Origin of the sequence: Streptomyces sp. KM273126, from assembly GCF_004337435.2 — a bacterium.
Classification (GTDB): Bacteria; Actinomycetota; Actinomycetes; order Streptomycetales; family Streptomycetaceae; genus Streptomyces; species Streptomyces acidicola.
The window spans coordinates 93,571-108,071 of record NZ_SJXB02000001.1 but is presented as its reverse complement, the minus strand read 5'-3'; the positions used below and the strand labels follow the sequence as shown (position 1 = coordinate 108,071).

The window sequence follows — 14,501 nt, the reverse complement described above, 5'->3', positions numbered from 1 at the left end:
GTCCGAGCCCACCGGCGACCTCAGCAAGGGGCGGCTCACCACCCCCGAGGACGAGTGGGACTGGGTGCCACTCACAACCAGGTTCCCGTTCACGCAGGACAACTGCACCGATGGCCAGAGCGCGGTGTTCTACCAGCCGCTCGACCAGTACGACAGGGCGCAGGGGGTACAGGCCTGCCTCAACAAGGGCGACTTCAGCTGGATCAACGACAACGGCCAGACGATGGGCAACTCCGACTCCATGATCGCGGGATCACCGGTTCCGCGCCCCATGAGGAATTTCCCGGAAACCATCACGCCGGGCATGAAGAAGCGTATGAACCGCGGTCACCTCTTGGCCAATACGCTGGGCGGTAGCGGTACCGACCGTCGGAATCTGGTTTCCTTGTACGGTACACCCAACAGGTCCCAGATGAGGAAGGTGGAGAACGAGGTTGCCAGGATGGTGGAGGCGGGGGACACGGTCTACTACGAAGTAACCGCCCACTACACCGGCCGAAATGGCGCTCCGGATTACCTGACCATCAAATGGTTGAACATGGACACCGGGGAAGTTCCGCTCGATCCCATTACAATCTGGAATACACCTTCAGGGCTCCAGCCCTGAGTTAGGCAGCCCTGCTCGCCGAAGATACAATGGGTGTGGGTGAATGTCGCTGATGATGTTCACCCACACCCTTTTCCTACTGAAAGGTTGCCGTATGTGGGTGCAGCGTGTGATCGAACTGACTGGTTGGGAGCCGCTGGGGATTTCTGTCGACTGGGCGGCGATGGAAGAGGAGTTGCAGGTCCCACTGCCGGCGGACTACAAAGAGCTCTTCGAAGCCTTTGGTGGCGGCGTGTTTTCTGATTCCGTCTTTTTTTTCGCGTGTGACGAGGGTATCTCCTTCGACTTCCTAGCGCAGTGGCGAGTAGCCCTTTCGGTCGATCAAGATGGAAGGTATGGTGACGTTTCTGCTGTGGATCCCTACTCGATTTACGCCCCGGGAGGTAAGGGTCTGGTCGGGTGGGGCGCCACGGAATGGGGCGATGAGTACTGTTGGCTGATCGATGCCCGGCGGCCCGGCGAGTATCCCATCCTCGCGCGAGCCGACGGCGGCGAGTGGCGCCGGTACGACATGTCCACGTCGGAATTCCTCTACAGAGTTCTCGCGGATGCCGATTTTCAACCTTTCGGGATCGCGCAGTACGACCTCGGCACGACGTTCGATCCCTGCTCCGGCGACGACACCTGACGCCTGAGGTACTGACGCCGACGTCGGGCGGATCACGGTGCCGCCGTGACTGGTGCTCCGGACATGGCGTGGACCGCAGGGGTGGTGTCATCCCCGGCGGCTGTAGCAGCGGAGAGGGCTCGGGGCCGGGGTCCTCGGCGTCGACGACGCTGACCGTGCTCCGAGAGTGGACGCCTCCCTGAGCCCAGGGGGCAAGATCTCCTCGGCGAGTAGGCCGAGCCGGATCCGGTCGCCGAATTCGAGCTGCGCGCTGAGTTGGAGCGGGTCCAGGCGGCGGTGGCCGAGGCTGAGGAGGCCGCGCGGCGCGCGGTCGTCGCCCGTGAGGAGGTCGTTGACGCCCTGGCCGCAGCGCCGGGTATGCCGGATACCAAGGCGGCGGGGGCGGCCTGCGGGCCCGGCAGATACGCGATCATCTGGCTGGGAAGCCAGTGATGCGCGGGAGCAGGCCGCTCGGTTCCGTGCCAAGCGGCTGGTGGAGCGTGGGTGGTTGAGCGAGGAGGGGTCGGGACTGTTCAAGCCGCGGCCAGAGCGGGCCGGCTGAGGCGGCGGGGAGCGGGGGCGCCCCGGCGGGTCCACAGCGGATCACCTCCGCTCGCGCAGAGAGGACTCGGCGGCCATCTCCCGCAGGGCGTCGGCGACTGGATCACCTCCGCTCAGGCGGAGGTGATCCGGAGAGGCACGAGGGTCACGGCAAGTACATGAGGTCCTCTCCGCGAGAGCGGAGGTGATCCGGTGGTCACCTCTGCCCCGGGGGTTGCATCCCTGTCCTCTCCGCGAGAGCGGAGCTGATCCGCTGGACGAATTGCCTAGGTATGCCGTCCCACGGTCTCGGTCAAAACTGCGTGGCGCCGAGACGGGTAGTAGCCCCCACGCGCTCTCTGGGCTGTTTGCTAGGGCCTGGCGGCGCTACTGGGTCGTGCGTGCCCCGACGGGCCCGGACGGAGCAATTCTCGACGGTGTACTGGTCAAGCCGATCTGGCGATCTTCACTCGATCGTGGTCTGTGAACGATAAGCGCCAGAGGGGCGGGATACGGTCCCTTCCGAGCGTTTAGCCTCGAAGTTTCGTGACGGTCCGCCGACGGAGTCGGTGGACCGTTTTCGTGCCGTGGGCTGAGGCGGTGCAGGCCGAAGGCCCGAGTGTCGCCTCGGGATGGCGCCGGATTCCACTGCTCCGGGTGTTGGGGTGCTGTCGAAGGGACGGGGAATCTGCTGGTCAGCCAGGGTCGGGCAGTTGGGTGAGCAGGTCGAGGGCTGCGGTGATGTGACCGGTCCAGGGCCAGTGCCGGGCCAGGCGGAGGGTTCGCCGACGGCCGGTGGTCACGAGCTGTCCGGCCGCGGTGAACAGGCGGAGCCGTAGCCGGCGGGGCTCCCAGAGCCTGGCCTTGCCGGTCAGGGCGAGCGTCGACATCCAGGCCAGCAGGTCGAGAGCGATCTGCACGATCTCCAGCCAGATCCGGTTCTGGGCCGTGCGGTGCAGGGGCAGGTTGCGCAGGCCGCTGGCCCGGGCGGCGCGGATGCGGTCCTCGGCCCGGGCCCGCAGCCGGTGACGGAGCTCGAGCCCGGCGATCGGCCGGCCCGAGGTGTTGGTGGCGAAACAGGTCAGCCGCATGCCGTCCGCATCCGTGAGCCGCAACTGGGCCCCGGGGTGCGGTCGTTCCTTTCTGACGATCAGCCGCATACCCTCCGGCCAGCCGTCCAGAACGTCGCCGGTGAGTTCAGCGATCCAGGCGCCGTCGCGGATCCCGCCGTCCGCCTCGACGGCCGCCGTCCAGGCCGATGCCGGAACCTTCAGCACATGCTGGTGGATCGCCTCGGTGATCACCATGCCGACCGAGTAGGACAGCCACCGTCCCCGCTGAGCGAGCCAGGCGACGAAGTCGTGGGTGCCGCCCGCGGAGTCGGTGCGGATCAGGGTCCGGCGCCCGCGCCGGTACTTCTTCGGCAGCTGGGCCAAGGCCAGTTGAGCGGCGGTGATGTGATCGGTGGCCGTGTTCGATCCCGCGTTGCCCGGTCTGAGCAGGGCTGCGACCGGTTCACCCGTGCCGCCCGGTCCGTGGTCGACGAACCCCATCAGCGGGTGGTGGCCGTAGGTTCGCTTCCACGTGGGTGCGGCGTCCTCCTTGTCCGAGTGCGCGATCACCAGCACCCCGTCGAGGTCCACGGTCACCGTCCCGCCCGCATCAGGCGCTTCCCGGTCGGCCAACCGCCAGACACGTCGGCGGACTTCAGCCCGCGCGGCACGGATGGCCCGCAGGGCCTTCTCCCCGGAGGCTGCAAGGGCGTCGATGAGGCGGGAGACCGTCGGATCGGAGGCCACCGGCCCGAACACGGCCGGCTCGGCCCGCAGCATGGCGACATCCGCGAGGCAGTCGCCGCCCAGCGCAACCGCCAGGGCCACGTCCAGCAGGACCTTGCCCGGGTCGTGCACCGCCCGAGCCTTCCGCCACGGCGTCAGCGCCGCTGATATCGCGGTGTCCAGGCCGGCCTTGCGGACGGTCTCGACCAGCAGCACGCCCCCGGCCTGCGAGACCACCGCCCGGCCGCCGCCCTCGATGCGGACACGCGGGTACGACCCGATACGCTTCTTCACCTGGAGAGTGCTTCTTTCCCTGCAGCCAACAGGACCCTAGACAAGTCCCATCGTTGCAGGTCAGGAGCACTCTCCACTTATTTGATCAAGCCTCGGACACTCCACCTCGTGAAAGCGCGAGGTTAGACGAGGGGGGACCATGATCGGTGACGCGTGCGCGGAGCAACTCCGGGAGTACGCGCTCGGAGTGCTGGAAGACTGGCGCCGGCCGACAAGATGGCGGCCAGCTCTTCAACTGCGTGCTCTGTCCTTCAGTAGCGCCCGGGACTATGCCGGACGCTTCCTGCTGGAGCTCCTGCAGAACGGTCATGATGCGCATCTCAGGGAGCGCCGTGACGGTCAGGTACATGTGCTGCTGGATGAGGACGAAGGCGAGTGGGGGACGCTGTATGTCGCCAACGGTGGCGCACCGTTCACCTGGCAGAACGTGGAAGACGTGTGCAAGATCGCCCAGAGTTCGAAGGTTATCGGAGAGGGAATCGGCAACAAGGGCGTGGGGTTCCGGAGCGTCCTGCTGATCAGCGAGGAGCCCGAGATCTACAGCTCCGATCCGGATGGATCGGCCGGTTCGGAGTTGGACGGCTACTGCTTTCGCTTTGCTCAGGAGAGCGATGTCGCGGAGCTTCTGGGCGACGAGGAGACAGCACGCAAGGCGGTCGCTGAATTCCCGCCGTTCCAGATTCCATTCCCGGTCGAGGAGGTGCCCGCAGTCTGCGCGGAGCTGGCCGAGCTGGGGCACGTCACGGTTGTTCGGCTCCCCCTGCGGAGCGAGGCCGCACGCAATGAGGCTCGCCTTCGGTTGGAGGAGCTCGCTGCGGCCAAGGCGCCGATCATGCTGTTCCTGGACCGCCTCTGTCGTCTGACACTCGAACGCAGGCGGGACGGTGACGTTCGCGAGGTTCAAGAACTCACCCGCGCGGAACGCCCCTTTGCCACTGATGAGGACGAGGACGCCCCGCCCACTGCACTCTCCTTCGCCGAAGTGGATCTGGGACCGGCCGGTGAATTCCTCGTCGCGCGCGGCAAAGTAGCGCCAGAGCGGCTGGACCAGACGCTCGTTGAAGCCGTTGACCTCGGCCTCCTGGACGACAAGTGGCGGCAGTGGGGCGAGTCTGCCGTGATCGAGATAGCTGTCCCGTCTGCAGCCCCGGGGAAAATGAGGAGCGGACAGACGTACACCTTCCTGCCGCTGGGCGAGGGCGTAACAACGCCCTTCGCGGGGCACGTCAACGCCCCTTTCTTCACCAAGATGGACCGGACCGACCTCGACCGCGAGCACCCGTTGAACGTCATGCTGTTCGACGCGCTTGCCGAGACCTGCCTGGCCGCCTCTGCATGGCTGCGCGCGGTGCCAAATCCGCGGCCTCGGCAGTTGGCGGTAGACCTGGTGAGCTGGGGGAGCCGTTACGCGGGGCTGCTGTTCACGGCGGCCTGGCATGTGCACGGCTGTGAACTGGCCGACGTACCGCTGGTACCCGTCCTCGCCAGCGACAGCGCGGCACCGCACACGACCTGGGCCCCGCCCCGGCGTGCTGTGCTCTGGCCCGACCTCGACCTATCTGTCCTCACAGCACAGCGTGCGCACGAGGCCGGTGCCGTGGTCGCCGACCCGGAGCTCGGAGGCGAGCGGCTCAAGCGACTTGCTGCAATGTGCGAGAGACTGAAGTGTCCCTGGGAGCCGACACTGGAGGCTCTCGCGGGCTACGTGGAGCGGATGGTCGCTAGCCTTCCCCTTCCAGATCCTGAGGCCAGCGAGCCCGTCGACGTGTGGAACGCCCTGTACGACGACCTGGCCGCTCTCTTTGAGGAGGACGGCCGCGTGCTGCGCGGCAGGAGGCTGCTCCTGGCCGACGACGGAACTCTGCGGCCGGCCAACGGCGGTGCAGAGTCCAGCGATTCGGAAGGAAAGCGGACTTCGCGCCGGGCCAGGCGCGACGCTTTCTTCCAGCCCGTGCGCGGGGAGACAGACGACCCGCAGGCCCTGTCGGTTCCCGCCGTCCTCGACAAGCGGCTCTTCTACCTACACCCCGGCCTGACCTGGACCGAGGGGACGGGGCACGTACGGCGCCTGCCCGCCCGCACCTTCCTCGAGAGCGCCGGGCTCGTCCGACCCTTCGACATGAAGGGCCTGCTGGAACATGTGAGCCGAGCCCTCGCGGAGAGCAAGGACCACAAGCTGCGCCTCCAAGCCCTCCGGTTCGTCATGATCGCCTGCACTTCGGTTGAGCGTCGGCTGAGCTAATGATCTCAACGTGTCGGGGCGGGCGTTGGACTCCACCTACGACGCGGCCGGCCGCGAGACCACGCGCCGCATCGGCGACAACTTGACCCTCACCAACGGCTGGGACCCACTGGGCCGCCTCACCACTCAAGCCCTGACCGGCCCGTCCGAGTCGAGAATCCAGCGCCGGTCCTACTCCTTGCGGAAGGCGCAACTCCTTGACCGCCACACGCGCGGGGGACCCTGCGCAGTCAGCAGAACCAGATCAGGGAGCAGCGCGAGTTCATCGCCGAGCAAGCCGCGAACCCACGTGCTCGACCAGCGCCATCACGGGGAGCAGACCGTCGGCGCGGGCGTTGATCCCGGCGAGGAGGTCGAAGGCCTCCCGGAGGGTGGACACAGGGCGTTCCGGAGGGTGGACACAGGGCGTTCCGGGAGAGTGAGGTCACCGGCAGCCGTGTACAGCACTCCGTGCGCGTCGGGATGACGGACACGGCATGACCGACCGCTCCAGCCGCCCGGTCACCAGCCTGCGCCGAACCCCGACCCGCACAGAACGGCGCACCATCAAGGTCCGGGTCGTGCGCTGCTGGGGACCGGCTCGCATCGCCGGCCTGCTACGGCTGGTTCCCTCGACTGTTCACCGCGTGCTGACCCGCTACGGCCTGGCCCGCCTCGCACATCTGGACCGGGCCACGGGCCGCCGACGGCCGGGCCGAAGACGAGTAATTGCTCGGCCGAGCCCACAGAACGGAACCGCAGCTTCAGCCGCACGGGCTGAGTGCTTTCGGAGTCGGATTGGTGTCAGGTTGCTCAGAACGTGTGCCGAGTGACGTCTCCAACTCCCCTGCAATGCCAGGGGCTTCTATCATGAACTGGTGTTTACCGGGGGAAGGGTTCGGCGTACGGCACAGGTCCTCTGTCTGATCGTTCTGATCGGCCTGTATCTCTTCTCGGCGTTCGCCGACGTCCATGGACAGGCGAGAACCGACCTCTCCGTGGCCATCGCCGTTCTGACGACTCTGTTCGCGTTGCTGAACTGGCCGGATCTGCGTCCGCCCGCGTCCGAGGCCGTGCCGCGGTCCGCCTTCGTCGCGCTCGCCGGGCGGTTTGTGATCGTGATGGTTTGGATCGTCCAGGCGTTCCTCTTTGGTTTCTCCGGGTTCCTCGTCTCCAGCCACTTCCAACAGCAGCCCGGTTTCCACGGCATGGTCGCCCTGCTCGCCGCCGTCGGCCAGGTGCTTGCGTTCGTCACGCTGTGCGCCAGGAGCATGGCCGGGTTTCGACCCGAATGGGGGTTCTCGTTCAGCCTTCTCGGCGTGATGCGCCATCTGCTGGACAGGGTCGTGCTGGTGGTCCTCGCCGGATACGCGAGCACGCTGCCCGATGTCGTCGAGGCCGCCGTGACCTGGGCGCCGGACCATGTGCACGGCTTCTTCTCAAGCCTGGTCCCAGCATGGCTCGCCTGGCCGATGACCGTCGCGGCGTGCGCCGTCTGGTTCTTCGCCGTACTGGTCGTCGAGAGCCTGCTTCAGCTGCTGGTCGCCTCCGCACTGGGGCCTGAGAGTTCCCTTGGCGAATGGCTCGGCGAACACACCCCCGTCACCTACCGCCGCACCGACGTCGATGTCACCTTCGACTTCGACTTCCGGCTGGTCCGGATCTTCTACTACAACAGCGTCCAGGGCTGGGCGTTTCTCGGCAGGCTGTTGATCGAGATGCGATACAGCAGCAACTTCGGACCACTCAGTCGGGGGCCCACCCGTCGGCAGCGCGGCAGGCTGCAACGGTACGAGCGACCCCTCACCGACGAGGAGAAGGAGCATCTGCGCGAGAGGGTCGCCGCCGCGGCGGTGGACGCGGCGCCCACGGAGTGGCGCTTGCTGACTCTGGAGTACCGGGCCGTCGCGCAGCACGAGGAGATCCAGCTGGGGGTGAATCCGTCGGATCGGCGGGCGTGGGGGTGGGACCCGTCCGTCGAGGACGAATCCATGGGGGAGGAATCCACCGAGGAGGAAAGCCTGGAGGAGGGAGACGAGCGCCGGGGCGAGAGCGAAGGCGAGAGCACGAGCGGCGACCTTCTGGAACTGCCTGAATTTCCCGAGCGCGCGGCCCTGCGACGGCTGCGCGAGGCGAGTTACTCGGCGGAGTACGGCGTGGACTACGTCCTCGTCATGACCATCGAGAAGAACGACCCGACCAGGAGCCCGTACTACGGCGACAGCCCATGGCGCATCGCCTACTGGGCGACGGAACGGGACTCCATGCCCGTGTGGCGGCAGCCGCCGAACGCCCGCCAGTATCGCCGTGATCTGCGCCTGTTCCCGACCGTACGGGGCCGGCGGCCGTTCTGGCTGCGGAACCAGGTGAAGTGGATCGGCTGAACGTAAACGGTAGCGGCCGATCTCAGAGGCTGAGTTCAACGTCTCTGCGGGATCAGGCGTGGACCACTTGGAATATGCGCGGCCTTCGCCGGTAGGTCGTGCCACGTTGCCGGCCACCCGCGCGGGTGGCGACCTGCCCTGCTGGAGGTGTCGGAGTCGACTCCGACACCTCTGGACTGGGCTGTCACCTCTGGACTGGGCTGTCGACACTGTCGACGACAACACCGGGAGGTGTGCCACCGCGGTGATCGACGGGGTGACATACGGCGTACTCGTCCAGGCGGCGGAGAGCGCACCCTTGGCCGCAGAGCCCGTCTGGTACCACCCCTCGCTCCCTGCCGCACGCACCGCCTGGCAGTGGCGGATCGAGACCGGGCCGGCCGACCGTGCCTCCCACGGCTGTGGACCCTTCCCCTCCGCGCTCGCGGCACGGCACGCCGCCGAGTGCGCGATCACGGCACTCGCCGCCGGGAGATGTGGTCTGTGAGCGGCGTCGGCACGTGGATCCGCGCCTGCTGCTCGCGAGTTCGAGGCCCACTCCCGAGCTCGGGTGATCACCTCGGAAGCCGGACGGGCTCGTCCCGCCGGGACGCGTTCGGGACGCAGGCAGGACACAGGGATCGGAAAAGGCCGACCAGGGCGTGAACGGTGCTCTCCGCCCAGGATGGCGCGCGGTTGTGCCATCACCGCCCCTCGACAGCGCGGGGAAACGTCGACGGATGCCGATGCGACGCAGACGTTGAATTCGGCTGTCGCACGCGGCTACGTGGCCGACCTCCGCACCGACCGGCCCGTGCGTGCGGGATCCTTCCGGCCATACGTCGTGCCCGGCTGCCGCGGTATGGGCTTTCACTCCACCATCGGTGCTCCCGGACCGTGGGTTCCCTCCGTGGCCGGGTCGCCGCGCGGCGCCCACGATGTGCGCCATGGCGATGACGGACACCCCGCCGAACACCTGGTTGCTCTTCGACCACGCCCCGTGCTGCTTCCCCGACACCGAGGTGGTCACCCGGTTCCTCGGCGGCTGCGTGCACCGCAACGCCCACGCCGCCTTCGCGCGTCGCGCCCAGCGGCTGATGCACGCCCTCGACGCCCTCGACCGCGTGGCGACGTCGGCCCGGAACGGCTACCTGCGTCTGGAGGCCCACTGGGACGTCCCCGAGCGGATCGAGGTCATGGGGGCCATCCCGCGCACCGGAGCCGGCAAGTTCGACACGAAGACGCTGCGCAAGCGTGCCGAGATCTGATCCCACCCACCGCACAGCCTCACCGACGCCTTGGACGGCCTGCCCCGCACACGGAGCTCGCCCCCGGAACCTGGAGCCGCATCCATGCACCCCAGCCGACGAAGCACTCTTCTGTCTGCCGCCCTGCTCGCCACGGCGGCGATGACCCCCGGCGCCACGGCCCGTGCTGCCGACAACGCGCCCGGCCGCTGTGGCCACCGGCAGCACCGGATCAACGTCCCCGGTGCCGAACTCCAGCAGATCTCCTGTCACGACGACCTGACCACCAGCGCCCTCGCCGGCACCCCTTACACCGACACCGCCGACCAGGCCGGCCTCATGGCCCGGGGCACCCACATACCCTCCGGTGTGCCCGGCCTGCAGATCGACGGCTACTTCCCCGATTCCTCGCGCCTGAACACCACCCACGGCTGGAACCACGACGCCCAGTTCGTCATCCGGCTGCCCGAGCAGTGGAACGGCAAACTGGTCGTCACCGGCGCACCCGGCGTGCGCAAGCAGTACTCCCTGGACGCCCTCATCTGCGACTGGGTGCTGGCCCAGGGCTACGCGTTCGCCTCCACCGACAAGGGAAACAGCGGCCCCGACTTCTACACCGACGGGAAGCAGCCGGGCGGCGCGCTCGCCGAATGGAACCTGCGCACCACCCAACTCACCCTCGCCGCCAAGAGGGTGGTCGCCCAGCACTACGGGCACGCCCCACGGCGCACCTACATGACCGGCATCTCCAACGGCGGTTACCTCACCCGCTGGCAGTTGGAGAACCGTCCCGAGCTCTACGACGGCGGCGTCGACTGGGAAGGCGCCCTGTGGCGTCCCGACGGCCCCAACCTGTTCACCTTCCTGCCCACCGCCGTCGCCCGCCAACTGGGCCGGGCCGGCGACGAGGACATGTACGCCGCCGGGTTCACCCGGGGCACGGAGTTCCTGTGGCCGTACCACGAGAAGGCGTACTGGGGCCTGACCCAGAAGACCTACCGCGCCGCATTCGACCCCGGCTACGACCCCGACTGCCCCGGCGCTTCGGCAGGATCCACCACCGAGGAAATCCTCGCCCCCTGCCCCTCCGACGCCGCCTACGGCTACGCGACGCGGCCCCGTTCGGTCCATGACGCCGTCGCCCGGATCTCACTCACCGGCCGCATCGGCAAGCCCATGATCACTCTGCACGGCACGCTGGACGCGCTGCTGCCCATCGGCGTCCAGTCCGACGTCTACGCGCGCATGGTCGCCGACCAGGGCAGGGCCGGTCTGCACCGCTACTACCGCATCGAGGGCGGCACCCACGTCGACAGCCTCTACGACACCTACCCCGACAAGCTGCGGCCGATCCTGCCTTGCTACCGAGCCGCTTTCACCGCCATGACGGACTGGGTGGAGCACCGCGAGGAGCCACCGGCCGGCCGGACCGTCCCCAGACCCACCTCCGGCGACCTCGTCAACACCGGCTCCCTGGACTGATCCCTCCTTGCCCACCGCGCCCCGGCAGCGGCACTTCGCGCCGCCGGGGCTTGTGCGTAATGCCGGTGTCCCGGGCGCGATGAGCGTCCCTGCGGGCCCTACGGAGCGATGGCTACGGGAAGCATCCTGAGGGAACGCGACCGCCACGACGTACGCCACTGGAGCCGCTCGGGCCGAACAGCGAGATCCAGGTGGGGGAAGCGTGTGAGCAGGGTGCTGAGGGCGATCTGGATCTGCATCCGTGCCAGGGGCGCGCCGAGGCAGTAGTGCACGCCCTGACCGAGAGCCAGATGCGCCTTGTCCTCCCGGTGAACGTCGAACCGGTCCGGCTCGGGGTAGCGGGCCGGGTCCCGATGGGCCGATGCCACGCAGAGGATGAGCGTGTCTCCGCGCGGTATCCGTACGCCGCCGATCTCGATGTCCTCGGTGGCGAAACGGCGAATGGCCATGAGGTTGGGAAGGGCGAAGCGAAGCAGCTCTTCCACGGCTTCCGGCAACAGGTCGTGGTCGGCGCGCAGTTGGTCGAGCTGCTCGCGGTGGACGAGCAGGGTGAACAGCCCATTGCCGATGAGGTGCTGAACGTTCTCGACGCCGGCCGTGAGGATCAGGAACGCGAGAGAGCTGAGTTCGTCCTCGGAGAGCCGGTCGTCGACGTCGCGGGCGGCGATCAGTGCGGAGAGCAGATCGTCACCCGGTTCCTCGCGCCTGGCGGCGATGAGGTCGACGAAGAACCGGTGGATTTCGCCGATCGCCTCGGGAATCTCACGGGGGTCTTCAGGGGCGACCATGGTGGTGACCCACTGGGAGAACGGCTTACGGGACTCCTCGGGGACGGCGAAGAGCTCGCCGATGACCATGAGCGGCAGCGGACCGGCGAAATCGGCCACGAGGTCGGGCTCGTCGTGAGAGGCGAGAGCGTCTGCCAGCCGTTCCGCGGCGCCCTGCACCGACGTACGCAGGTCTTCGACGCGGCGTGGGGTGAAGCCCTTGGAGACCAGACGGCGAAGCCTCAGATGGTCCTCCCCGTCCATGTTGAGGAGATTGGCGTCGAGGGCGGGCGGAAGCGAGAAGCCCTTGTAGCCGTTGCTCGAGTACGCCTTGTCGAGCGACAGCCGCTGATCGGACATCCACACGCGTACGTCGGCCTCGCGTGTCACGAGCCAGACCGGCGCTCCGTCGGGAAGCGCCACCCGGTGCACGGGGGCCTCCGTGCGGAGCCGGGCGTATAAGGCGTAGGGGTCGGCGGCGAAGACACTGTCGAACGGCTGCGGCAACGCATTCGTGGCCGTTGTGGAATGCACGTCATCTCCTTGGCTGGTGGACCGTTGCCGTTGTGCGGCCCGGCGAAAGGAAATAGTGCCCGGACCGGAAGGGATCCGGCGAAGGCGCGGGGAGGCCGCTGCCGGCGACTTCCACCAACGGCGCGCGCTCCGCAGACCCGCCGGGCGGCGGGCGTCGGGCTTCATCGCGGTGAGGACGGAGGCGTCGACCCGGCAGTGGGGGGCCGGGGTGAGTGGTGCCGCGAGGAGGACGTAGTCCGCTTCGGCCGGCGCGGAGCGCGGGCCCGTGCCGTGTCGCTGTGGGTCAGGGGCCGACCGGGCGGGCCCGCGCGTTCCCCTCCGGTGCTGAGCCAGAGGTGCCGTCGGGGGGTCGCCCCGGGGGCTGCCGGTGCCGGCGGCCGAACAGGGAGGGCAGGCTCGGCGCCGCCACGAAGCCCTCCGCGCGGGCACTGGCCAGACCGATCCGGGGGAGTTCGCTGGTCTTCTCGAACAGCAGGTAGCGGGGCTCCCACACCGGCCGGTACTTGGCGTTGGCCCGGTACAGGGATTCGATCTGCCACCACTGGGAGAAGAACGTCAGCACCGAGCGCCACAGCCGCAGCACCGGCCCGGCGCCGATCCGGGCCCCTCGCTCGAAGACGGAGCGGAACATGGCGAAGTTGAGCGACACCCGGTCCACGTCCACCTCGTCCGCCCGCTGCAGCAACTCGACGACCATGAACTCGATCAGGCCGTTGTCCGCGTCGCGGTCCCGTCGCATCAGATCGAGTGACAGCCCGCGCCGTCCCCAGGGAACGAAGGACAGCAGCGCCCGCAGTTCGCCCTCCCCGTCGTGGCACTCCACCATCACACAGCGCCCGTCGTCCGGATCACCGAGGCGCCCCAGCGCCATCGAGAAGCCCCGTTCCGTCTCGCTGTCCCGCCAGTGGTCCGCCCGGTCCAGCAAGGCCGCCATTTCTTCCTGTGGGATCGCCTCGTGCCGCCGTATGCGCACCGTGTACCCCGCTCGGCGCACCCGGTGCCGCGCCTGGCGGACGCCCCGCATCGCCCGGCCCTCCAGGGTGAAGGCATCGCGCTCCACGATCGCCTCGTCACCGAGTTCCAGGGCGTCGAGTCCGTGCCGCGTGTAGATGGTCCCGGCCTCCTCGCTCGCCCCCACGACGGCCGGGGCCCAGGCGTACTCGCGTGCCTCGCGCAGCCACTGCTCGATGGCCCCGGGCCATGCCTCCGGGTCACCGAGAGGGTCGCCGGAGGCGAGGGTGACCCCGCCCACCACGCGGTACGCGATGGCGGCCTTTCCGCTGGGCGACCAGATGACGGCCTTGTCGCGGCGGAGCGCGAAGTACCCGAGCGAGTCCCGCTCGCCGTACCGGTCCAGCAGATCACGCAGCCGTCTCTCGTCCGCGGCGGTGAGCAGCTCCCGGCCCCGCGGAGCGCGGAAGCAGGCGTACAGCAGAAGCAGGAACAGCACCGCGGCCAGCACGTTGATCACCACGTCGACCCAGCGTGGCGCGTGCACCGTGACGGACGTGCCGGACAACGGGCCGAGCGTCACCACGCGCAGCAGTGCGTAGGAGACACGATCGGTGACCGATGTCCCCGGCTGGGTGGTCGTCGCGCTCACCAGCAGCGTCCCCACCAGAGCCGCGACCGCCAGGCCCGCCAGCAGGACGACGGCTGCCAGGCCGCGGTTCCAGGTGCCGCTCCTGGCCCGGAACTCCCTGCGGCCGACCACCAGAGACAGCACGAACAGGCCGGTGAGCGCCGTGGAGAACCAGTTGAAGCCGTGCTCCCGGTACGCCTCCTGGGTCATGAGCAGCACGTACAGAGCGAATAGCGGTCCGGCCAGCAGCATGTTGAAGACCCACGCGGCCCTCTTGCGACGCCGCATGGCCACGGCGAGGAAGAGCGACAGAGGAACCGCTACGAGCCCCGCCGTCGCCAGGTAGGGGGTGAAGTACTGACTCGCGCGGTGCTCACGCACCTCCTCCCGGAACGGCACCGAGGCCACCGCCACCAGGTTCAGCAGCGCCATCAGCCGCAGGTACCAGACCGCGGCGGAGGCCGCCCGGCCGCGCCATG

The 14,501-nt window shown here is 68.4% G+C and carries 11 protein-coding genes and 2 pseudogenes; 9 read left to right on the top strand and 4 right to left on the bottom strand.

Annotated elements, in window-relative coordinates; all coding sequences use genetic code 11:
- Positions 1-64 precede the first annotated feature (64 nt).
- The 3 genes from E0500_RS00455 (at position 65) to E0500_RS00445 (ending at position 1,667) form a co-directional block, all read left to right on the top strand.
- Positions 65-607 carry a DNA/RNA non-specific endonuclease gene (locus E0500_RS00455; protein ID WP_165935123.1) on the top strand — a complete coding sequence of 181 codons (543 nt, stop codon included), beginning with the start codon at positions 65-67 and terminating at the stop codon, positions 605-607.
- Positions 608-650: 43 nt separating this feature from the next.
- A complete protein-coding gene (locus E0500_RS00450; protein WP_131567919.1) occupies positions 651-1,235 on the top strand; it encodes an SMI1/KNR4 family protein in 585 nt (194 codons plus the stop codon).
- Positions 1,236-1,511: 276 nt separating this feature from the next.
- Complete coding sequence (locus E0500_RS00445; RefSeq protein WP_165935124.1) at positions 1,512-1,667, top strand: hypothetical protein; 156 nt, start codon at positions 1,512-1,514, stop codon at positions 1,665-1,667.
- A 782-nt stretch (positions 1,668-2,449) separates the two neighbouring features.
- On the opposite strand, the gene E0500_RS00440 is transcribed toward E0500_RS00445, so the two are convergent.
- Positions 2,450-3,826, bottom strand: coding sequence for an IS1380 family transposase (locus tag E0500_RS00440; protein ID WP_181586818.1), 1,377 nt, complete (start codon positions 3,824-3,826; stop codon positions 2,450-2,452).
- A gap of 139 nt (positions 3,827-3,965) precedes the next feature.
- On the opposite strand from E0500_RS00440, the gene E0500_RS00435 reads away from it, so the two are divergent.
- Positions 3,966-6,068, top strand: coding sequence for a sacsin N-terminal ATP-binding-like domain-containing protein (locus tag E0500_RS00435; RefSeq protein ID WP_131566579.1), 2,103 nt, complete (start codon positions 3,966-3,968; stop codon positions 6,066-6,068).
- Positions 6,069-6,330: 262 nt separating this feature from the next.
- Here the strand turns inward: E0500_RS00435 and E0500_RS43030 are convergent.
- Positions 6,331-6,456: pseudogene (locus tag E0500_RS43030) on the bottom strand (hypothetical protein); the annotation flags it as partial.
- Positions 6,457-6,541: 85 nt separating this feature from the next.
- On the opposite strand from E0500_RS43030, the pseudogene E0500_RS00430 reads away from it, so the two are divergent.
- The 5 genes and pseudogenes from E0500_RS00430 to E0500_RS00410 form a co-directional block, all read left to right on the top strand.
- Positions 6,542-6,751 (top strand): annotated as a pseudogene (locus E0500_RS00430) (IS481 family transposase); the annotation flags it as partial.
- 174 nt (positions 6,752-6,925) lie between these two features.
- Positions 6,926-8,431 carry a hypothetical protein gene (locus E0500_RS00425; RefSeq protein WP_131566583.1) on the top strand — a complete coding sequence of 502 codons (1,506 nt, stop codon included), beginning with the start codon at positions 6,926-6,928 and terminating at the stop codon, positions 8,429-8,431.
- Between the two features lie 244 nt (positions 8,432-8,675).
- Positions 8,676-8,918 (top strand): hypothetical protein, encoded by a 243-nt coding sequence (locus E0500_RS00420; RefSeq protein WP_131566586.1) that lies wholly within the window; start codon positions 8,676-8,678, stop codon positions 8,916-8,918.
- Between the two features lie 439 nt (positions 8,919-9,357).
- Complete coding sequence (locus E0500_RS00415; RefSeq protein WP_131566589.1) at positions 9,358-9,678, top strand: hypothetical protein; 321 nt, start codon at positions 9,358-9,360, stop codon at positions 9,676-9,678.
- Between the two features lie 84 nt (positions 9,679-9,762).
- Complete coding sequence (locus E0500_RS00410) at positions 9,763-11,139, top strand: tannase/feruloyl esterase family alpha/beta hydrolase (RefSeq protein WP_131566593.1); 1,377 nt, start codon at positions 9,763-9,765, stop codon at positions 11,137-11,139.
- A gap of 98 nt (positions 11,140-11,237) precedes the next feature.
- Here the strand turns inward: E0500_RS00410 and E0500_RS00405 are convergent, their stop codons facing one another.
- Positions 11,238-12,440 (bottom strand): cytochrome P450, encoded by a 1,203-nt coding sequence (locus E0500_RS00405; protein WP_309504748.1) that lies wholly within the window; start codon positions 12,438-12,440, stop codon positions 11,238-11,240.
- Positions 12,441-12,723: 283 nt separating this feature from the next.
- Entirely contained in the window at positions 12,724-14,463 is a 1,740-nt protein-coding gene (locus E0500_RS00400; protein WP_399120124.1) for a phosphatidylglycerol lysyltransferase domain-containing protein, read from the bottom strand.
- Positions 14,464-14,501 lie beyond the last annotated feature (38 nt).